The organism is Flavobacterium sp. (assembly GCF_043779715.1).
Taxonomy (GTDB): domain Bacteria; phylum Bacteroidota; class Bacteroidia; order Flavobacteriales; family Flavobacteriaceae; genus Flavobacterium.
Window position 1 is genome coordinate 1 of sequence record NZ_JAYWDT010000060.1, and the last position, 20,806, is coordinate 20,806.

Below are 20,806 nucleotides of genomic sequence, written 5' to 3' on the forward strand. Positions count from 1 at the left end.
AAAAAGCCAACAAAAATTGTTGGCTTTTTTTATTAATTTTATAGAAACTTAAAAAACTAAAGTTGCAAACAAAAGAACTCACAACAATTCAGGAAATGCTTTCTCAATTTGAGACTATGAAATTTCTGTATCCAAAACTCACTATCCAGAAATACGAATCCTATCTTCAGGAAATGATTACGCGCAATTATACTCAAATTACCGTTTTTGATAATGAAGAATGTATTGGAATAACAGGTTGTTGGTTTGGTATAAAACTTTGGTCGGGGAAATATTTAGAAATCGATAATTTTATTGTGCACCCAGACTATCGATCGAAAGGAATAGGAAAAATTCTCACCGATTATGTAAACCAAAAAGCTTTAGATTTAGGTTGTACAAACATTGTTCTCGATGCTTATACACACAACTTTACAGCACATCGTTTCTTTTATAATCAAGGTTATGGTCCAAAAGGGTTTCACTTTGTAAAAATTCTAGATGAAGAAGGTTTAACATAAAATAACTTTCGGCACCTTTTTTGTTATACCTTTATATAAATATCTTCAAATTGTACTAAAATGAAAAAAAGTGTAATCATACTATTGTTTTTTTTTAGCGGGATTACAACTTGTTTTTCACAAGTGGTAATGTCTAAATATTTTGACACAAAAATCCAGAAAGTATATTACCAAAACTGGGTAGCTGGTGTAAGAGGCGGCGGTGGCGGAACAAATGTTTCTATCGAATTTACAGAAAAACCATCTAAACACTTTGTTTTAAATCATTTGTATTTTAGAAATAAAAAAGTAAAAGTCACAGAATCAACCGACAATGTTTACTTTGCAAATTTGGTTAGAGATATAAATCGAAGAGTGAACGATGAGATTACTGACGATGCAAACCCATCGGAGAAAGAAAAAAGAATAAAAACACCGTTTCCAATTTCAGAAAAAGAAGCCATTTTAGAATATACTTATAAAAACATGAAAAGATATTACAAAATTTCTAAAATAGAAGAAAAAGAAATGCTCATGTATCCATCGGCAAAACCAATAAATTAGTTATTTTTGTTACTGAAAAAACAAATTCTAAATAACAGAAAATTTGCGAATTTGCGGTAAAATATCCCAACATTGAGTCTATACAAATCACTTTTCAAACAAACATTAATCTACGGATTGGCAACAGTATTGCCTAGAATGATTAGTTTTTTACTCAATCCGCTGTATACAAAAGTTTTACCAAAACAAGAATTTGCGGATGTTTCCATTGTATTTGCCTACTTGGTTTTTTTCAACGTAGTACTTTCTTATGGGATGGAAACCGCTTTTTTTAGATTTTATAATCAAGAGGACACAAGCAATAGCGAACTGGCGAAGCAAAATAAGAAAAAAGTAATTTCTACAACCACAATTTCTATATTCTGGAGTACAATTGCGTTTCTTGTTTTAGGTTTGTTGTTCAGGAAATCGCTTTCACATTGGTCTGACATCAACGTGCAATACATCACCTATACAATCTGGATATTAGTACTCGATGCACTAGTAATCATCCCATTTTCTAGACTTCGTGCCGAAAAAAAACCAATGGTTTATGCCATAATCAAAATAGGAAATGTAACAACAAATTTTTTACTCAATTTATTTTTTTTACTATTATTACCCAAAATTGCAGTATCAAATCCGACAGATTTTTTAAGCACTATATATTTCGAAAACTTTCAGGTAGGCTATATATTTGTGTCAAGTTTACTGTCAAGTTTGCTTACATTTATAGTCCTTTCCCCCAATTATTTCAAAATAAAATGGAAATTCGATTTCCCACTCTGGAAAAAAATGATGCAATACGGATTCCCCATTCTAATCGCAGGCATCGGGTTTGCTATCAACGAGCATTTCGACAAAATTCTACTTGATTGGTTTCACGTTTCTAAGTCAGATATTGGCGCCTATTCCGCATGCTACAAAATAGGAATGTTCATGGTTTTATTTAGAACCGCCTTTACTTTAGGTATAGAACCATTTTTTTTCAGTCATGCAGGAAACGAAAATGCACCACAAACCTATGCAACAGTAACCAAATATTTTGTCATAACAGGATCATTCATCTTGTTGTTCGTCATCGTTTTTGTCGATATTCTCAAAATACTTTTGGTGCCAAATCCAAGTTATTGGGAAGCAATGAAAGTTGTCCCACTTATTATTTTAGCTAACTTTTTCCTAGGAATTTATACTAATTTATCCGTTTGGTACAAAATCATCGACAAAACAAAAATTGGCGCCTATATTTCAATCATAGGAGCAGTAATCACGTTGCTTCTAAATTATTTATTAATCGAAAAATTCAGTTATTATGGCTCAGCCATTGCCACGATAACCGCCTACGGAAGCATGATGTTTATATCCTATTATCTTGGTCAAAAAAAATATCCAATTCCCTACGAAATCAATAAAATAGGCTCTTATTTAGGAATTTCAATCCTACTTTCGGGATTATCCTTTTACATACCACTTTTCAGAGACAGTTATATCTTCGGAATATTTGCACTAATCCTATTTGGTTATTATATTTACCGAAACGAAAAACAAGTACTTTTAAAAATTTTAAAGAAAAATTAGGAGCTATTTCCTGCTGTCCGCTATATCTTTTCTCCCGCAAAAAAGCGGGGAAAAAGGATGCTGCTTCCATCAGGGCTAAAAAAACGTAAAAACAAACACTAAATAATCCGCGAAAATCGGTTCAATCCGTGTTATCCGCGTGCCAAAATCCAAAAGATGCAAATAAAAATAATCAACAAATCCCAACACGAATTACCCAACTACGAAACCATAGCTTCGGCAGGAATGGATTTACGTGCTAATATTCAAGAACCTATAACCTTGCAACCACTCGAAAGAACACTTGTAAAAACAGGCCTTTTTATAGAGTTGCCAATAGGTTTCGAAGCGCAAGTGCGACCACGTAGCGGATTGGCTTTCAAAAAAGGAATAACAGTACTCAATTCACCAGGAACAGTCGATGCCGATTATCGTGGAGAAATTGGAGTAATTTTAGTAAATTTATCCAATGAAGTATTTGTAATCGAAAACGGAGAACGAATCGCACAACTCATCATTGCCAAACACGAACGCGCCCAATGGATAGAAGTACAAGATTTATCTGAAACTTCACGTGGCGAAGGCGGTTTTGGGAGTACAGGAGTAAAATAAAATTTAATAATTCAAAGATTAAAAAATTTAAAGATTATGATTATTAATTTTTAAATCTTTCAATCCTTAAATCTTTCAATATAAAAATGAAAATAATAGTACCAATGGCTGGTCGTGGTTCACGTCTTCGCCCACACACGCTAACCATCCCCAAACCATTAATTCCTATTGCTGGAAAACCAATCGTGCACCGTTTGGTCGAAGATATTGCAGGCGTTATCAATCAAAAAATTGATGAAATAGCTTTTATCATTCACAAAGATTTTGGCAAACAAGTAGAAAAAGATCTTATAGCCATTGCCGAAAAATTAGGATCAAAAGGAACCATATATTACCAAAACGAAGCTTTAGGAACCGCTCACGCTATTATGTGTGCCAAAGATTCTATGACTGGACCAATCGTTGTGGCTTATGCCGATACACTTTTTAGAGCCGATTTCACGTTAGATACTTCTGCCGATTCTGTAATTTGGGTAAAACAAGTGGAAGATCCAAGTGCTTTTGGTGTAGTACAACTCAATGAGAACAATCAGATTGTCGATTTTGTCGAAAAACCAACAGAATTTGTTTCAGATTTGGCTATCATCGGAATTTATTATTTTAAATCTGGTGAAGCATTGCGTTCGGAATTGCAATATTTATTGGACAATAACGTTGTAAAAGGTGGCGAATACCAACTAACAGACGGTTTAGAGAATATGAAACAAAAAGGCATGAAATTTGTGCCTGGTAAAGTTGATGAATGGATGGATTGTGGGAACAAAAACGTAACAGTCGAAACCAATTCTCGCTTGCTAGGTTTCCTACACAACGACGGAATACATTTAGTAGATTATGATGTAAAATCAGAAAATTCGACAATCATTCCGCCATGTTACATAGGCGAAGATGTTGTTTTGATAAATGCAACTGTAGGGCCAAATGTATCTTTAGGAAGAGGAACGCATGTCGTGAATAGTACTATAAAAAACAGTTTGGTACAAACTCACGCACACATAAAAAATGCTAAATTAGACAATGCCATGATAGGAAATCATGCTAGTTTCGATGGTAATTTTACAAGTATAAGTATTGGTGATTATTCGGTTTTAGAATAAAAAAATGAATAAAAAAGTGTCAAATATAAAATACTTTATTATCGGAATGTTTATCATTTCTGCAAACGTATTGGCACAAACCCAACCGGAAGATGTAGCGTTAGAAAAAGATGATTTTAAAGAATCTTATTACGAATCGCTCATTCAAAAAGGAATCGAAAATTATGACAAAGCTGTTGTTTCTCTCGAAAAATGTTTAAAAATTCAACCAGAAAACCCGGTTATTTATCACGAACTAGGTAAGAATTATTTTTTCCAGAAAGACTATCAAAATGCCGAACAAGCTTTTACAAAAGCAGCACAACTCGACACAAAAAACAAATGGTATTTGATCGATTTGTATGAAGTGTATTATGAAACCAAAAATTACAATCAAGCGCTAGTTATTGCACAAAAAATAATTCCGTTAGACAAGAAATATAAAGAAGATTTGGTGTCGCTTTATATGTACACACAACAGTTTGACAAAGCTTTGGTGTTAATAAATGAATTGGACGAAAATGTAGGCAATACGGAACTTCGAGATAGATACAAACTGCAAATCACATCACAAACTAGAACCAACTCGTCGGACAAAAACACTTTAGAAAAAGCTATTGAACAATCGCCTAACAACGAGGAAAATTACCTTTCGCTAATTTATATGTATTCTGATAACAATCAGGAAGAAAAAGCCTTGCAAGTGGCTAGAAAATTAGAAAAAAACATTCCAAATTCGACTTGGGCGCAAGTTTTTTTATACAAATACTACATTAATAATAACGATGGAAACAGCGCTGTAAAATCTTTAGAAATGGTTTTAAATAGCCCTAAAATAGATAAAAAAGTCAAGTACCGAGTGTATAATGAATTTCTCATTTTTGCATTAAAAAATCCAACTTTCGAAAACGAACTAAACAAAGCAACAGTCTATTTTGAAAACGATTCCGAATTTAATGTTTACAAAGAAATTGGGAAGTTCTATTACAAGAAGAAGAATTGGGATTTGGCTATAAAAAACCTAGAAAAAGCATCGAATACCGATTTGGAAACAAATATATTTCTGTTAGCTTCTTACGAAGAAACCAGTAAATTTGAAGTTTTAGCAACCAAAGCTTCGGAACTAATAGATACTTTTCCCAACCAACCAGAATATTATTTTTTTGCTGGAAGAGCTTCCAATCAATTAAAAAATTATAAAAAAGCAAGTGATTTTCTAGAATCTGGTATAGATTATGTTATAGATAATGTAGCTTTAGAAATCGATTTCCTAAACCAACTAGCGGAAGCTTCAAAAGGACTTGGAAATACACAAAAAAGTGACCAATATTTGGCGAAAGCCAACAACCTAAAAACAACACAAAAATAATGCGCAGAATTCTCCCTTTTTTATTGGTTTTGGCTTTATTGTCTTGTAAATCGAAGCAAAAAACAATTGCATCACAACCTGTGGTTACAGGAGAAACGGCAACGGTTTCTAATATTATAAAAAATCATTATGCGATAAAACGCGATTTTAAAACAGCTTACATCAAAGCAAATATCGATTATGCAGATGATAAACAATCTCTAAGCCTTTCGGCAGATATTAGAATAAAAAAAGACGAAATTATTCTGGTTAGTATAAAAATGTTGGGAATAACAATGGCAAAAGCCATAATTACGCCAACTCAAGTTCGTTATTACGAAAAAATTGGCGGTAAATATTTTGAAGGAGATTACAAAACATTAAGCAATTTGTTGGGAACCGATTTAAATTTTCAGAAAGCTCAAAACATGCTGTTAGGTCAAACTATCGATGATTTATCTAAAGGAAATTATTCTCTTTCTATGGAAGAAGGATCTCCAAAATTAGAAGAAATAACAAGAGAAAATTTTAATAAAAGTTACCTTTTCGATGGAAATTCTTTTTGGCTAAAACGTCAAGAAATCACTCAAAAAACACCAGTAAGAAAAATGATGGTCAATTATTCTAATTATAATTCGTATCCTGAATGTGTTTTACCAGGAGAACTTCTTATTTTTGCAAATCAAGACAATAAAACCACTAATATTACTATCGAATATAAAAACGCTACTTTCAACGAAGATTTAACATTTCCGTATAGTGTTCCAGGTGGTTACGAGCAAATCAAATTATAATAATTAGATAAAATTTTAGGATGTTAAAATATATCATTTGTTTTCTGTTAATACTTTCAACTTCGCTCTCATGGGGGCAAGAAGAGGAAAGACAACGCAAACTCGAAGAGCAAAAAGAACGTTTGCAACAAGAAATTAGAGCGCAAGAAAAATTATTGCAAAGTCAGAAAACTAAAGAAAAATCGGTAGTAAAAGTGGTGATACAACAAACCGCTAAAATTAATTTGCAACAAAAACTGATTAATACAACAGCCAAACAAGCAAAAGTTTTGGGAAATAGCATGTACATTAATCAGGTAAATGTAAACAAACTAAATAAAGATTTAAAAATCCTAAAAGAGGACTATTCTAAAATGATTGTAAAATCATACAAAAGTCGTTCTGAGCAAAGTAAAGCGATGTTTTTACTTTCGTCCGAAAACTTTTTGCAAGCCTACAAACGAGCACAATATATGAAACAGTATTCTAGTTTTAGAAAATTGCAAGGAGAAGAAATAAAAATAAAAACCATAGAATTAGAACGTTTCAACAACAAACTTTTGGGGCAAAAACAAGAAAAAGTAAAGCTAATTGCCGAAAGCGAAAAGGAAAAACAAGTTCTAGAAAAAGATAAACAAGAGCAACAAAGATTATTGTTTTCTATAAAGAAAGACAAAGGAAAAATCATTGCCGATATTAGAAAAAAGCAAAAAGAATCTAAAGCAATAGAAAGACAAATAGAGAGATTAATTAGAGAATCTATTGCCGCAGCAAATAAAAAAGCAGGTAACACAACAAACACAACAACATTTGTATTAACGCCTGAAGCAAAAGAATTAGCAAACGATTTCAAAACCAATCGCGGTCGCTTACCATGGCCAGTAGAAAAAGGATTGTTAACTAAGAAATTTGGAAGACAACCACATCCGCTAGAACCATCTATCATGATTGAAAGTAGCGGAATAGAAATTTCTTCAGAAAGAGGTGCAAAAGCACGTTCTGTATTTGCAGGAGAAGTTAGTGACGTGCAACAAGCCGCAAATGGTACAGCAACAATTGTATTGCGTCATGGGGATTATATTACAACCTATTCTAATATCGGAAAAGTGTTTGTTCGTAAAGGAGATAAAGTTTCGACTAAACAAGTTTTAGGCGAAGTGTTTTTTAATACATTTACTAATAAGGCTATTTTAAAATTCCTTATTTATCAAAATATTACAAAATTAAATCCACAAAGTTGGATTATGAATATGTAAGATTATAAAAAAAGAAATACCTCCAATTATCACAAAACATTTGTGATAATTGGAGGTATTTCTGTTTAAAATTTGCAGATATTATCTACAAAAACAATGCTTTTAACTCCGTTGCATCACTCGGTTTCATTTTTCCAGCAAGAACTAAACTGAGTTGTTTCCTGCGCAAAGCGGCTTCAAATCTAGCTTTTTCTTCATCAGTTTGAGGGTCTATTGCAGGAACTTCAACAGGATGTCCAGTTTCATCGACCGCTACAAAAGTATATATTGCTTCATTTGCTTTGCTTCTGTTTCCAGATTCGCGATCTTCAACCCAAACATCAATAAAAATCTCCATCGAAGTTCTAAAACTTCTAGACACTTTTGCCTCAACAGTAACCACGCTTCCCAGAGGAATAGATTTGTTAAATGCCACATGATTTACCGATGCTGTTACCGTAATTCTGCGAGAATGTCTTCTGGCAGAAATACTTGCTGCACGATCCATTCTAGCTAGTAATTCACCACCAAAAAGATTGTTTAATGGGTTGGTTTCGCTTGGAAGAACTAAATCGGTAAGAATTGTCAATGATTCTGAAGGAAATTTTGCTTGCATGAGATTTTTTCTGCAAAGATAAACGGAAAACTATAAATTACAGAAAAAAATTAGCCACAACCCGAGCTTTTGCGAACTGGCGAAGCAATTCAAGAATTTAGGGCTAAATATTTACATTGGTATTTGTTTTATAATTCCTCGATAAGGAGCCAAGCAGCAGGATTTATCGAATCTTGTATTTGAGTCATTTTGTATTGCGCTTCGGTATAAGTAGCAAAACTCCCATAAACTACAGGAATTAATCCGTTTGCATTTCGTTCAAAAATCCTAGCATTAAACCCTTTCGAAATTAAATCTTCTAATTCTCTATTGGCATTTTTTTCATTTCTAAAAGCACCTGCCATAATATGAAAAGGCAATGTCTTTTCTGTTTCAATTTCACTAATTGGATTGCCTATAAAAAAAGTAGCTTCCTGAATTTTAGCATCTACTTCTTTCTGAACATCAGCTTGCACCATCAGTGTTTCTGATTGTTCTGTCTGATTTAGATATGATTTATAACCAAAACCAGTTGCGCCTAATGACAATATAAAAACAGCGGCATATTTCAAATATGGATTTAAATATCTTCTGTTTTCAGTTGGAATTTGATACACAACTTCTTTTTCTTCAATTTCTTCCGTCTTAGAAATCGACAATTCTCTTTTTATTGATGGCGAAACAAAAGAACTTAACCCGAAAGAAGCAGTCAAATAATTCAAGTGATTTGAAGGTTCAAAAACCAAATTATTTTCTAGGTTTAATCTTAATTCACCAATATTTTTAAGTGATAAATGACGCGTACTTTCTAATTCACTTTTCCACAAAAAGATAGCGTTTTCAATAACAACAGTTGCTTGTTCGTAGCTCATTTTTTCCGTTACCGAAATGTGATTGGCTAATAATCCGTCATTATTTTTCAGATGAGGATTAAAAGAAATTACTTTCTTTGGCGGATAAAAAGTTTGATTGCTTTCATGTATGTTTGCAGAAATAGTTTCGGTCAAAAAAGCACCAAAACCAGGAACAGTAACACACTGAAAACGATATAATAATTGAGATATGTGATTGGCTATATTCATTAAAGCAAAATTATAAACTACAAGCGAAAATAATAATTTTATCAACAAATGTTATTAACAATTTTACATTTATTTGATACTTTTACAATCTTCTTTAAATATTTATGACAGAAACCGAATTACATTATTTACTTGCACTACAAAAAGTAGAAGGCGTTGGTGATATTATGGCAAAAAAATTACTGAATCATTGTGGTTCTGCGGAAGCTGTTTTTACTACCAAAACTTCGCAACTCGCAACTATTGATGGTATCGGTAGGGTTTTGCTAAACAATTTAAAAAACAAAACTATTTTCGGTCAAGCCGAAGAAGAACTCAAATACATTCAAAATAATGATATTAATATTTCTTATTTTAAAGACGAAAATTATCCAGAAAGACTAAAACATTGTGTAGATGGTCCAGTTTTGTTATTTACGGCTGGAAATATTGATTTGAAACAAAAACGAATCATTAGTATTGTTGGCACACGTCAAATTACCTCATATGGAATCGATTTTTGCAAAAAACTCATCGCCGATTTAGCTCCACTCGACCCAATTATTGTAAGCGGTTTTGCTTATGGAGTAGATATTGTAGCGCATCAAGCTGCTCTAGAAAACAACTTGCAAACCATTGGTGTTCTTGCTCATGGATTGAATCAAATTTACCCAAAAACGCATAAAAAATACATGTCTAAAGTTCAAGAAAACGGCGGCTTTATGACTGAGTTTTGGAGTAATTCTAGCCCTGAAAGAGAAAATTTTGTTAGAAGAAATCGTATTGTAGCAGGAATTTCGGAAGCAACAATTGTTATAGAAAGCGCCGATTCTGGCGGTTCACTAATCACAGCAAACATGGCAAATGATTACAATCGCGATGTTTTTGCTGTTCCAGGAAGAATCTCAGACAAATACAGCCAAGGTTGCAACAATCTCATAAAAACCCAACGTGCCCATTTGCTAACAAGTGCGGCCGATTTGGTTTATATCTTAAATTGGGAACTAGAAAAGAAAGAAAAAACTATCCAAAAACAATTATTTGTTTCGCTCGAACCCGAAGAGCAATTAATTTACGATTTCCTTCAAAAAAATGGCAAGGAACTGATGGATACCATCGCAATTGAATGTAATTTTCCAATTTTTAAATTATCATCGTTATTATTAAATATGGAACTAAAAGGTGTGATGCGACCTTTACCCGGAAAATTGTTTGAAATAATATAAAAAGTTATAAATTTGCACCCAAATCCTTCCATTTAGGGTTTATTATATTTCTCACTTAAACGTTTATAGCATGCAACTGTATAACACCTTAAGCGCAGAAGAAAGAGCCGAGCTGATAGATCAAGCAGGCAAACAACGACTTACTTTGTCTTTCTATGCGTATGCCAAAATTGAAAATCCACAACAATTTCGCGACGATTTATTTTTAGCTTGGAATGCTCTCGATGCTCTTGGCCGAACGTATGTTGCCAAAGAAGGAATCAACGCCCAAATGAGTGTTCCTGCCGAAAATTTTGAAGCATTTCGTGAAACATTAGAATTCTATGATTTCATGAAAGATATTCGTCTAAACGTGGCTGTCGACCAAGATGATCATTCGTTTTTAAAACTGACTGTAAAAGTTCGTGACAAAATTGTAGCAGATGGTTTGAATGATGAAACTTTCGATGTAACGAATATCGGAGTGCATTTAAAAGCCAATGAATTCAATCAGATATTAGAAGATCCAAATACAATTGTGGTCGATTTTAGAAATCACTACGAAAGTGAAATTGGTCATTTCAAAGGAGCAATTACACCGGACGTGGAGACTTTTAGAGAAAGTTTGCCAATCATCAACGAACAATTAAAAGACCACAAACAAGATAAAAACCTAGTGATGTACTGCACTGGCGGAATTCGATGCGAGAAAGCTTCGGCTTATTTCAAACACCAAGGTTTTAAAAATGTATTCCAATTAGAAGGAGGAATTATCAATTATGCCAAACAAATAAAGGAAGAAAATCTCGAAAGTAAATTCATAGGTAAGAACTTTGTTTTTGACCATCGTTTGGGTGAAAGAATTACAGACGACATCGTTTCGCAATGCCATCAATGCGGAAAACCTTGCGATAATCATACGAATTGCGAAAATGAAGGTTGCCATTTGTTGTTCATTCAATGTGATGAATGCAAATCGGTGATGGAAAATTGTTGTTCTGCTGAATGTCAGGAAATCATTCACATGTCATTGGTAGATCAAGTAAAATTGCGTCGTGGCGTAAAAAACGGGAATATGATTTTCAGAAAAGGAAAATCAGATAAATTATTGTTTAAACATTCGGGGGAACTAACTGATGTTGCTTTGGCAAAAGCAATAGAACCGAAGGACATTCGTCAGAAAATAAAAATCAAAAAAGCACTCATTGGTAAAGCCGAACATTATTATGCAAAATCTGAAATTGGTTCATTTTTGATAGAAAACCAAGAACTGAAAACAGGTGATAAAATTTTAATTTCTGGGCCAACAACTGGCGAAAAACAATTGGTTCTAGAAAAAATGTTTGTGAACGGAAACGAAGATTCTGAAGCTAAATCAGGAGATAAAATAACATTTTCAATTCCATTTAGAGTAAGATTATCGGATAAATTATACAAAATATTGGAATAAAAATCTTTCAAAAAAGTATCAAAAAAACCTATTAAACATTTAGTTTTAATAGGTTTTTGTTTTAGAAAACTTTAACCATTTCTCGCTTTTAACCATTGTAACTTAAACTAAAAAAATACTATCTTTACCCATTAAACGTTTTATTAAAAGTAGCTCTCATAACGGAGCAATCAATATATATTCAATTATGGCATGTACAAGTTGTTCAACTTCCGATGGTGGTGCACCAAAGGGGTGTAAAAATAATGGGACTTGCGGCACCGATAGCTGCAACAAACTAACTGTTTTCGATTGGCTCTCTAACATGACTTTACCAGGAGGACAAGCACCTTTTGATTGTGTGGAAGTTCGTTTTAAAAACGGAAGAAAAGAATTTTACCGTAACTCAGAAAAACTAACGCTAAGTATTGGCGATATTGTGGCTACTGAAGCTTCTCCAGGACATGATGTAGGAATTGTAACTTTAACAGGAGAATTAGTTAAAGTACAAATGAAGAAAAAAGCAGTAAATCACGAAGGTGAAGTTGCTAAAATATACCGAAAAGCATCTCAAAAAGATATCGATATTTGGAGTACGGCTCGTGACAGGGAAGAACCTATGAAGGTTCGTGCTCGTGAAATGGCAATAGCTCTAAAGCTTCAAATGAAAATTTCCGATATCGAATTTCAAGGAGACGGATCTAAAGCTACATTTTACTATACGGCTGAAGACAGAGTCGATTTTAGGCAATTAATACGTGATTTTGCTTCTGCTTTTAGTACAAGAGTCGAAATGAAACAAGTTGGTTTTCGTCAAGAAGCCGCTCGTTTGGGAGGAATTGGGTCTTGTGGTCGTGAGTTGTGTTGTTCTACTTGGTTAACGGATTTTAGAAGTGTAAATACATCGGCAGCACGTTACCAACAATTGTCCTTGAATCCTCAAAAATTAGCAGGACAATGCGGGAAACTAAAATGTTGTTTAAACTATGAGTTAGATACTTATATGGACGCTCTGAAAGATATTCCAGATATGGAAACCAAACTTTCTACCGAAAAAGGTGATGCAATTTGCCAAAAAATTGATATTTTTAAGGGCTTAATGTGGTTTGCCTACATAGGAAATTTTGCACAATGGCATATTCTTAAAGTAGCACAGGTTAAAGAAATCATGGCGCAAAATAAAGAAAAAATTAAAGCATCTGCATTAGAAGATTTTGCTGTCGAAATTGAAAAACCAGCAGTTGAAAAAACTTTTCAAAATGCGATGGGACAAGATAGTTTAACTCGTTTTGACCAACCTAAAAAGAGTAATAATAACAAGAAATCGAATAAAAATCGCCGTCCAGAAGTTGCAGGAAAAGAAAAAAGTCCAAACGCAGCACCAAAGGTGATTCAAAAAATTACTCCAAATTCAAATCAGAATAATCCAAACCAGAGTAATCCGAACCAAAATAAGCCAAACACAAACGGACCAAAAATTAGAAATGAAAAGAAAGATTCTAACAAATAGTTTTTTATTATTTTTTGTCGCTTTTGGATTAGTTTCTTGCGATAAATCTCAAGTTTTCGATGAGTATCACACTTTTGATGATGGTTGGAAAAAAAATAGCATCATCAATTTTACTTTCGATCAAGAGGTTTCAAAAAAACCTTACAATCTATTCATCAACATTCGTGATAACGATGATTATGAGTTTAGTAATTTGTTTTTGATTGTAAAACTAGAACATCCAGATGGTTTAACAAAAGTGGATACTTTAGAATATCAAATGGCAAATCCTGACGGAACATTGCTTGGTGAAGGGTTTTCGGATATAAAAGAAAGCAAATTGTGGTATAAAGAAAAAATGATGTTTTCTAAAAAAGGGAAATACAAACTCTCGATACAACAAGCCGTGCGACAAACAGGAAAAGTACAAGGAGTCGAAAAATTAGACGGAATTACAGAAATAGGTTTTAGAATAGAATCGTTAGAAAAACAATAAAAAAATGGCACAAAAACTGAATACTCGAAAACCAGATTATTCACAATATGTGAAAAAGTTTTGGAAATATTTCTTCATCGCTTTTGGCGGAATATTATTGTTTTTTCTATTTGCTTCTTGGGGATTTTTTGGTTCAATGCCATCATTTTCTGAGCTAGAAAATCCAGAATCTAATCTCGCTACCGAAATTATTTCTGCCGATGGTGTAACGCTAGGTAAGTTTTACAACGAAAACAGAACACCTATAAAATATAAAGATCTACCCAAACATTTGGTCGATGCATTAATATCTACCGAAGACGAACGTTTTAGAGAACACTCAGGAATCGACGGAAGAAGAACCTTAAGCGCCACTTTAAGCTTAGGAAGACGAGGCGGAGCCAGTACATTAACACAACAATTAGCAAAATTACTTTTTCACGGAGAAGGATCTAAATTTTTACCTTTTAGAATTATTCAAAAAGTAAAAGAATGGATTATTGCTATTCGTTTAGAACGTCAATATACTAAGGACGAAATTATTGCGATGTATCTTAATAAAGCCGATTTTATTAACACCGCAGTAGGAATTCGTTCAGCATCAAAAGTATATTTTGCAAAAGAACCCAAACAACTAACAGTCGATGAGGCTGCAATGTTAGTAGGAATGCTAAAAAATCCATCATTATTTAATCCATTACGAAGAGAAGAAAAAGTTAGAGAACGCAGAAATGTGGTTTTAAAACAAATGGAAAAAAACGGTTGTTTATCAACTTCGGCCAAAGAAAATTTTCAAAAAAAACCTATTCTACTTACTTTTTCACCAGAAAAATATAACGAAGGTTCAGCAACTTATTTCCGAGAATACCTTCGCGAATACATGAAAAATTGGGCAAAAGAAAATAAAAAAGAAGATGGATCAGATTATAATATTTATTCCGATGGTCTAAAAATATATACTACCATCGATTCTAGGATGCAATTATATGCCGAGGAAGCGGTAAAAGAACACTTAAAAAACCTGCAAGAAGAGTTTTTCTTAGAAGCCAAACAAAACAAAACAGCACCGTTTATTAGAATTACGCAACCCGAAATAGATAAACTGATGTTGCGTTCTATGAAAAACACAGAACGTTGGCGAATCATGTCGGAAGAAGGAAAAGATGAAGATGAAATTATAAAATCGTTTAGCATCAAAACAAAAATGACGGTCTTTACTTGGGACGGCGACAAAGATGTCGAAATGACTCCTACAGATTCAATCCGATACTACAAGCATTTTCTGCAACCAGGTATGATGTCTATGGAACCACAAACAGGACAAGTAAAAGTTTGGGTTGGCGGTATCGATTACAGATATTTTCAGTACGATCACGTAGGTTTAGGAGCACGCCAAGTAGGATCAACATTCAAACCATTTGTATATGCAACCGCGATCGAACAATTAGGAATGTCACCATGTGATACCATAATCGATGGACCATTTAAAATATATAAAGGAAAACATAATGTGACTGAAGATTGGGAACCGAGAAACTCTGACGGAAAATACCGAGGCATGGTAACACTCAAAAAAGCGTTAGCCAACTCTATCAATACCGTTTCAGCAAAACTAATAGATAAAACAGGACCAGATGCAGTAATTTCCTTAGTAAGAAAGTTAGGAGTAAATTCTGAAATTCCGTCGCAACCATCTATCGCACTTGGAGCTGTAGATATCACTGTCAAAGATATGGTTGCAGCATATAGCACATTTGCCAACCAAGGAATATACATGAAACCACAAGTAATTTCGAAAATAGAAGACAAAAACGGAAACGTGATTTACGAGCCAAAATTGGAATCTAAAGACGTACTAAGTAAAGACATAGCCTATGCCGTAATCAAATTATTAGAAGGTGTTACCGAATCTGGTTCTGGAGCTAGATTAAGAGGAACAGGGTCTGGCGGTTATGCTTACAAGCGAGTAACAGGTTATCCGTACGGATTTACAAATCCAATTGCAGGAAAAACAGGAACCACACAAAACCAGTCTGACGGTTGGTTTATGGGAATGGTTCCCAATCTTGTAACGGGCGTTTGGGTAGGAAACGAAGACCGTTCGGCACATTTTCGAACCATTGCAAACGGACAAGGAGCTACTATGGCATTGCCAATTTGGGCATTATTCATGAAAAAATGTTATGCCGACCCTAATTTACACGTATCCAAAGAAAAATTCGAACGCCCAAAAGACTTAACAATAAATGTCGATTGTGCTGCCGAAAGAAGGATAATACGCGATACTACAGTTAGGGATTCAACAGCAGTAAAACCGGAAGAAGAACAAAACACAGACGAGTTTGGTATTTAATTTGGGAGCTATTTCCTGCTATACGCTATATCTTTTCTTGCCTAAAGGAGGCAAGAAAAGGATGCCGCTTCTATTAGGGCTAGGGCAAAAAAACAAAAAGGAACAAACAAATTACAATTAAACCAAACTTATATTTCATAGATGGTTTAAAAAACAAAATGTAAGTCAAAATGTAAGTCAAAATGATAAACAAAAAAGTAAACAACGTACAAGAAGCATTACAAGACATACAAGATGGACAAACCATCATGTTGGGAGGTTTCGGACTTTGCGGAATCCCAGAAAACTCTATTGCCGAATTAGTAAAAAAAGACGTAAAAGAATTGACCTGTATCTCCAATAATGCAGGAGTCGATGGTTTCGGATTGGGTTTACTTTTAGAAAAACACCAAATCAAAAAAATGATTTCTTCTTACGTGGGAGAAAATGCTGAATTTGAACGTCAAATGTTATCAGGAGAACTAGATGTAGAACTCACGCCACAAGGAACGCTTGCCGAAAAATGCCGATCTGCACAAGCAGGAATTCCAGCATTTTTTACACCAGCAGGTTACGGAACCGAAGTTGCTGAAGGAAAAGAATCAAGAGAATTTAACGGCAAAATGCACATTATGGAACTGGCTTATAAAGCTGATTTCTCTATCGTAAAAGCTTGGAAAGGCGACACAGCTGGCAATTTAATCTTCAAAGGAACAGCTAGAAATTTTAATTCCTGTATGGCTGGTGCAGCAAAAATAACCATTGCCGAAGTCGAAGAATTAGTTGAAGCAGGAACATTAGATCCAAACCAAATTCACATTCCAGGAATTATGGTAAATCGTATTTTTAAAGGAGAAAAATTCGAAAAAAGAATAGAGCAACGCACTGTTAGAACAAGATAATTATGGCTTTAGATAAAAATCAAATTGCAAAAAGAATTGCCCAAGAAGTACAAAATAATTATTTTGTTAACTTAGGAATAGGAATTCCAACATTAGTAGCTAATTATGTTCGTGAAGATATTTCGGTCGAGTTTCAATCTGAAAACGGAGTTCTAGGAATGGGACCATTCCCTTTTGAAGGAGAAGAAGATGCCGATATTATCAATGCAGGAAAACAAACCATCACCACATTGCCAGGAGCAAGTTTTTTCGATTCTGCTTTTAGTTTCGGAATGATTCGTGCGCAAAAAGTAGATTTAACTATTTTAGGAGCAATGGAAGTTTCTGAAAATGGTGATATTGCCAATTGGAAAATACCCGGAAAAATGGTAAAAGGAATGGGTGGTGCGATGGATTTAGTAGCTTCTGCCGAAAACATCATCGTGGCAATGATGCATGTAAACAAAGCTGGAGAATCTAAAATTCTTAAAAAATGTACCTTACCACTTACAGGTGTTGGTTGTGTGAAAAAAGTAGTGACAGAATTGGCCGTTTTAGAAATCACCTCAAAAGGATTTAAATTACTAGAACGTGCACCAGGAGTTTCGGTAGATGTTATTATAAAAGCCACCGAAGCGGAATTAATTATAGAAGGAGAAATCCCAGAAATGGCTATATAAATAAACATTTACTTGTTAATTTTCACAAATAGTGACGTCAAAAAGCGTTGCTATTTTTTTTCAAACAACTTATTTTAAGCCACTTACAAACTTTTGCATTTTGTCGTTTTTATTTGCATTTTGTCGATTTTATTGATGAAAAATCAAAATAATTTACAAAAGGTTAAATAATTAATAATTATTTGTTAAGTTTGCCGAGCATTTCAACAAAAAGCAACCTAAACCAATTGCTTTGAAATGTTAGTTAACCAACCAAAAACAAATAATTATGAAAAAACAATTTGGAGGCATTGCCTCAGTGTTTGCAATGTCCTTATTTGCGCTATCCAGTTTCGCTCAAGAAACGGATAAAAATGTAAATCAGAAATCTTTAGGCGAAAACGGTTTGCCAAACCTGATTACATTCAACGAAGAATCTGCTTATAAAAGTTCAGATTTTCAACAAGTTTTTAGAGATCAATTAGGTCTAAAACAAAACGAGTCATTTTCTCGAATTAAAAATGAATCAGATCCTGAAGGGTTTACTCACGAAAAATTTCAATTATTTCACGAAGGAATTAAAGTAGAGTTTTCAACCTACACACTACACTCAAAAAACGGTAAAATAGCTTCTATGAGTGGTGAGTTTTATAACATTAATAATGTAAACATAGCGCCGTCAATGTCGGCTCAAGCTGCTTTTAATAAAGCGATAGCTTATACTGGAGCCAAACATTATTTGTGGGAAAACAAAGCTGATGCAGACAATATAGGTTATCAAAAACCACAAGGCGAGTTGGTTTTATTGCCTGTTATACAAGACCAATCACAAAAAAGAACTACAGATAATTTACGTTTGGCTTATAAATTTGATATCTATGCTACAAATCCAATAAGTCGCGGCGATTTATATATTGATGCTAATACTGGAGAACGTTTATTTTACAATGCAACCATCAAGCATTTAGGTGAATATAGCCATGGTGGTAAATCGAGTGCTACAACTGAAAAAAACACTAAAAGTAACAATTCAAATATAGCTTTAGTAGCAGCAAATGCAGCTACTCGTTATAGTGGAACACAATCTATTCAAACTTTATTAAGTGGATCTTCTTATATATTATCGGACAACACTCGTGGTAATGGGGTTCAAACCTATAATTCAGCAAGAACAGCTACTTATCCAACAACTAATTTTACTGATGTAGATAACAACTGGACTGCTACCGAATTTAATAATACAAATAAAGACAATGGAGCGCTAGATGCACATTGGGGAGCCGAAAAAACATATGATTATTTTTCAGCTGTTCACGGTAGAAATAGTTATGATAATGCAGGAGCAAAAATAAAAAGTTATGTACATTATAATTTAATAGCTGCTGGATATCCTGACAACAACAATGCTTTCTGGAATGGTAGTGTAATGACTTATGGTGATGGAAGCGGAACGGGAGGTTTTGATGTTCTAACTGCATTGGATGTTGCTGGACACGAAATTGGACACGCAGTTTGTTCGTATACAGCAAACTTAACATACCAAAATGAATCAGGCGCAATGAATGAAGCATTTTCAGATATTTGGGGAGCTTGTATCGAATATAACGCTGCACCAACAAAATCTACTTGGTTAATAGGAGAAGATATCGAAAGAAGATCTGGCCATCTAGCATTGCGTTCTATGAGTAATCCAAATGCGGAAGGTCAGCCAGATACATATAAAGGAACAAGTTGGTATTCAGGAACTGCGGATTCTGGAGGAGTACATACAAATTCAGGTGTTTTAAATCATTGGTTTTATATCCTATCAGTTGGAAAATCAGGAACTAATGATATCGGAAGTGCTTTTAATGTTACAGGAATAACAATTGCTAAAGCGGCCAAAATTGCTTATCGTTTAGAGACTGTTTACTTAACAGCAAATTCGACTTATGCTAATGCAAGAACATCTGGAATTCAATCAGCAATTGATTTATACGGAGCAGGTTCTGCCGAAGTTATTGCAACAACAAATGCATTTTATGCCGTAGGAATTGGCGCTGCATATGCTGGTTCTACCGATACAACAGTACCTTCTACACCAGCTAGTTTAGTGGCTTCAGGTACAACTTCAACTTCAACAAACTTATCTTGGACAGCTTCAACAGACAATGTTGCAGTAACAGGATATAATGTTTACCAAGGAACGACTCTTAAAGCAACTGTAACAACAACATCTTATGCAGTTACAGGACTTACAGCATCAACAGCTTATACTTTTTCTGTAAAGGCAAAAGATGCTGCTGGAAACTTATCCGCTTCAAGTAATACGGTAAATGTAACAACTCTTGCAGGTTCTGCGGTTACTTATTGTGCATCAACAAGTAATAGTACTGCCGATGAAAAAATAAGCAAAGTTGTTTTCGGAACAATAAGTAATACTTCAACTGGTACAGCTGGATACGAAAATTTTACAGCACTTTCTACAAATGCGGTTAGAGGAGTTGCAAAAACTATCACGATTACACCATCTTGGACATCGACAGTTTATTCTGAAGGTTATGCAGTTTGGATAGATTATAACAAAAACGGATTGTTTACAGATGCTGGTGAATTGGTTTTTTCTAAAGCAACATCGACAGCAACATCTGCAACTGGATCAATAACTATTCCCGCAACTGCTTTATTAGGAGCAACAAGAATGAGAGTTTCTATGAAATATAACGGAATTCCAACTTCTTGTGAAACTTTAAGTTACGGTCAAGTGGAAGATTACACGGTAAACATTACTGCGTCTTTAGCTATTACTGCAACAACCGAAGTAAATAATGCTGCTGAGGTTTTATCTTTCAATTTATATCCTAATCCGGTAGAAAATGTATTGAATGTTTCTATGATTGATAACAGAAAAGCAACCTATAGAATTTACAGTATGATTGGACAAGAAGTGAAATCTGGAAGCCTTAATGAAAATGAAATTAGCGTTTCTAATCTTGAATCAGGACTTTATATTTTTGAAGTAAATGATGGAGAGAAAACGATAACTAAAAAGTTCGTTAAGAAATAAATTCATTTATA

At 34.0% G+C, this 20,806-nt stretch carries 18 protein-coding genes; 16 read left to right on the plus strand and 2 right to left on the minus strand.

The window, feature by feature from the left end:
* The first annotated feature begins 95 nt into the window (after nt 1-95).
* The 8 genes from ACH2BG_RS02830 (at nt 96) to ACH2BG_RS02865 (ending at nt 7,644) form a co-directional block, all read left to right on the plus strand.
* Nucleotides 96-500 (plus strand): GNAT family N-acetyltransferase, encoded by a 405-nt coding sequence (locus ACH2BG_RS02830; RefSeq protein WP_395046265.1) that lies wholly within the window; start codon nt 96-98, stop codon nt 498-500.
* A gap of 60 nt (nt 501-560) precedes the next feature.
* Nucleotides 561-1,043 carry a hypothetical protein gene (locus ACH2BG_RS02835; RefSeq protein WP_395046220.1) on the plus strand — a complete coding sequence of 161 codons (483 nt, stop codon included), beginning with the start codon at nt 561-563 and terminating at the stop codon, nt 1,041-1,043.
* A gap of 72 nt (nt 1,044-1,115) precedes the next feature.
* A complete protein-coding gene (locus tag ACH2BG_RS02840; protein WP_395046221.1) occupies nt 1,116-2,600 on the plus strand; it encodes an oligosaccharide flippase family protein in 1,485 nt (494 codons plus the stop codon).
* Between the two features lie 156 nt (nt 2,601-2,756).
* Nucleotides 2,757-3,191, plus strand: a complete 435-nt coding sequence (gene dut / locus ACH2BG_RS02845) for a dUTP diphosphatase (protein WP_395046222.1) — start codon at nt 2,757-2,759, stop codon at nt 3,189-3,191.
* A gap of 86 nt (nt 3,192-3,277) precedes the next feature.
* The gene (locus ACH2BG_RS02850; RefSeq protein ID WP_395046223.1) at nt 3,278-4,288 is read left to right on the plus strand and encodes a sugar phosphate nucleotidyltransferase; all 1,011 of its coding nucleotides are present in this window, start codon (nt 3,278-3,280) and stop codon (nt 4,286-4,288) included.
* Nucleotides 4,289-4,292: 4 nt separating this feature from the next.
* Nucleotides 4,293-5,636: a tetratricopeptide repeat protein gene (locus tag ACH2BG_RS02855; RefSeq protein WP_395046224.1), complete on the plus strand. Its 1,344-nt coding sequence runs from the start codon at nt 4,293-4,295 to the stop codon at nt 5,634-5,636.
* Entirely contained in the window at nt 5,636-6,409 is a 774-nt protein-coding gene (locus ACH2BG_RS02860) for a DUF4292 domain-containing protein (RefSeq protein ID WP_395046225.1), read from the plus strand. Before ACH2BG_RS02855 ends, ACH2BG_RS02860 begins: the two co-directional genes overlap by 1 nt.
* Before the next feature lie 20 nt (nt 6,410-6,429).
* The gene (locus ACH2BG_RS02865; protein ID WP_395046226.1) at nt 6,430-7,644 is read left to right on the plus strand and encodes a murein hydrolase activator EnvC family protein; all 1,215 of its coding nucleotides are present in this window, start codon (nt 6,430-6,432) and stop codon (nt 7,642-7,644) included.
* Between the two features lie 85 nt (nt 7,645-7,729).
* On the opposite strand, the gene ACH2BG_RS02870 is transcribed toward ACH2BG_RS02865, so the two are convergent.
* Together ACH2BG_RS02870 and ACH2BG_RS02875 are read right to left on the minus strand one after the other, a co-directional pair.
* Nucleotides 7,730-8,239 carry an acyl-CoA thioesterase gene (locus tag ACH2BG_RS02870; protein WP_395046227.1) on the minus strand — a complete coding sequence of 170 codons (510 nt, stop codon included), beginning with the start codon at nt 8,237-8,239 and terminating at the stop codon, nt 7,730-7,732.
* A 128-nt stretch (nt 8,240-8,367) separates the two neighbouring features.
* Nucleotides 8,368-9,300, minus strand: a complete 933-nt coding sequence (locus tag ACH2BG_RS02875) for an SPOR domain-containing protein (protein WP_395046228.1) — start codon at nt 9,298-9,300, stop codon at nt 8,368-8,370.
* A gap of 104 nt (nt 9,301-9,404) precedes the next feature.
* On the opposite strand from ACH2BG_RS02875, the gene dprA reads away from it, so the two are divergent.
* The 8 genes from dprA (at nt 9,405) to ACH2BG_RS02915 (ending at nt 20,795) form a co-directional block, all read left to right on the plus strand.
* On the plus strand, nt 9,405-10,505 hold the full coding sequence (dprA, locus tag ACH2BG_RS02880) for a DNA-processing protein DprA (RefSeq protein ID WP_395046229.1): 1,101 nt from the start codon (nt 9,405-9,407) through the stop codon (nt 10,503-10,505).
* A gap of 70 nt (nt 10,506-10,575) precedes the next feature.
* Nucleotides 10,576-11,934 carry a rhodanese-related sulfurtransferase gene (locus tag ACH2BG_RS02885; RefSeq protein ID WP_395046230.1) on the plus strand — a complete coding sequence of 453 codons (1,359 nt, stop codon included), beginning with the start codon at nt 10,576-10,578 and terminating at the stop codon, nt 11,932-11,934.
* A 187-nt stretch (nt 11,935-12,121) separates the two neighbouring features.
* Nucleotides 12,122-13,423, plus strand: a complete 1,302-nt coding sequence (locus tag ACH2BG_RS02890; RefSeq protein WP_395046231.1) for a stage 0 sporulation family protein — start codon at nt 12,122-12,124, stop codon at nt 13,421-13,423.
* Nucleotides 13,398-13,898, plus strand: coding sequence for a gliding motility lipoprotein GldH (locus tag ACH2BG_RS02895; RefSeq protein WP_395046232.1), 501 nt, complete (start codon nt 13,398-13,400; stop codon nt 13,896-13,898). Before ACH2BG_RS02890 ends, ACH2BG_RS02895 begins: the two co-directional genes overlap by 26 nt.
* Before the next feature lie 4 nt (nt 13,899-13,902).
* Nucleotides 13,903-16,230 (plus strand): penicillin-binding protein 1A, encoded by a 2,328-nt coding sequence (locus tag ACH2BG_RS02900; RefSeq protein ID WP_395046233.1) that lies wholly within the window; start codon nt 13,903-13,905, stop codon nt 16,228-16,230.
* A 182-nt stretch (nt 16,231-16,412) separates the two neighbouring features.
* On the plus strand, nt 16,413-17,111 hold the full coding sequence (locus tag ACH2BG_RS02905; protein WP_395046234.1) for a CoA transferase subunit A: 699 nt from the start codon (nt 16,413-16,415) through the stop codon (nt 17,109-17,111).
* Between the two features lie 2 nt (nt 17,112-17,113).
* Nucleotides 17,114-17,770 (plus strand): 3-oxoacid CoA-transferase subunit B, encoded by a 657-nt coding sequence (locus ACH2BG_RS02910; RefSeq protein ID WP_395046235.1) that lies wholly within the window; start codon nt 17,114-17,116, stop codon nt 17,768-17,770.
* 268 nt (nt 17,771-18,038) lie between these two features.
* Nucleotides 18,039-20,795 carry a M4 family metallopeptidase gene (locus ACH2BG_RS02915; RefSeq protein ID WP_395046236.1) on the plus strand — a complete coding sequence of 919 codons (2,757 nt, stop codon included), beginning with the start codon at nt 18,039-18,041 and terminating at the stop codon, nt 20,793-20,795.
* The last annotated feature ends 11 nt before the right edge of the window (nt 20,796-20,806 follow it).

What these genes read in the sequence shown, in the direction of transcription:
- ACH2BG_RS02830 (WP_395046265.1), top strand. Translation starts at nt 96, where the DNA reads ATGCTTTCTCAATTTGAGACTATGAAATTTCTGTATCCAAAACTCACT.
- ACH2BG_RS02835 (WP_395046220.1), top strand. Translation starts at nt 561, where the DNA reads ATGAAAAAAAGTGTAATCATACTATTGTTTTTTTTTAGCGGGATTACA.
- dut (WP_395046222.1), top strand. Translation starts at nt 2,757, where the DNA reads ATGCAAATAAAAATAATCAACAAATCCCAACACGAATTACCCAACTAC.
- ACH2BG_RS02850 (WP_395046223.1), top strand. Translation starts at nt 3,278, where the DNA reads ATGAAAATAATAGTACCAATGGCTGGTCGTGGTTCACGTCTTCGCCCA.
- ACH2BG_RS02855 (WP_395046224.1), top strand. Translation starts at nt 4,293, where the DNA reads ATGAATAAAAAAGTGTCAAATATAAAATACTTTATTATCGGAATGTTT.
- ACH2BG_RS02860 (WP_395046225.1), top strand. Translation starts at nt 5,636, where the DNA reads ATGCGCAGAATTCTCCCTTTTTTATTGGTTTTGGCTTTATTGTCTTGT.
- ACH2BG_RS02865 (WP_395046226.1), top strand. Translation starts at nt 6,430, where the DNA reads ATGTTAAAATATATCATTTGTTTTCTGTTAATACTTTCAACTTCGCTC.
- ACH2BG_RS02870 (WP_395046227.1), bottom strand. Translation starts at nt 8,239, where the DNA reads ATGCAAGCAAAATTTCCTTCAGAATCATTGACAATTCTTACCGATTTA.
- ACH2BG_RS02875 (WP_395046228.1), bottom strand. Translation starts at nt 9,300, where the DNA reads ATGAATATAGCCAATCACATATCTCAATTATTATATCGTTTTCAGTGT.
- dprA (WP_395046229.1), top strand. Translation starts at nt 9,405, where the DNA reads ATGACAGAAACCGAATTACATTATTTACTTGCACTACAAAAAGTAGAA.
- ACH2BG_RS02885 (WP_395046230.1), top strand. Translation starts at nt 10,576, where the DNA reads ATGCAACTGTATAACACCTTAAGCGCAGAAGAAAGAGCCGAGCTGATA.
- ACH2BG_RS02890 (WP_395046231.1), top strand. Translation starts at nt 12,122, where the DNA reads ATGGCATGTACAAGTTGTTCAACTTCCGATGGTGGTGCACCAAAGGGG.
- ACH2BG_RS02895 (WP_395046232.1), top strand. Translation starts at nt 13,398, where the DNA reads ATGAAAAGAAAGATTCTAACAAATAGTTTTTTATTATTTTTTGTCGCT.
- ACH2BG_RS02900 (WP_395046233.1), top strand. Translation starts at nt 13,903, where the DNA reads ATGGCACAAAAACTGAATACTCGAAAACCAGATTATTCACAATATGTG.
- ACH2BG_RS02905 (WP_395046234.1), top strand. Translation starts at nt 16,413, where the DNA reads ATGATAAACAAAAAAGTAAACAACGTACAAGAAGCATTACAAGACATA.
- ACH2BG_RS02910 (WP_395046235.1), top strand. Translation starts at nt 17,114, where the DNA reads ATGGCTTTAGATAAAAATCAAATTGCAAAAAGAATTGCCCAAGAAGTA.
- ACH2BG_RS02915 (WP_395046236.1), top strand. Translation starts at nt 18,039, where the DNA reads ATGAAAAAACAATTTGGAGGCATTGCCTCAGTGTTTGCAATGTCCTTA.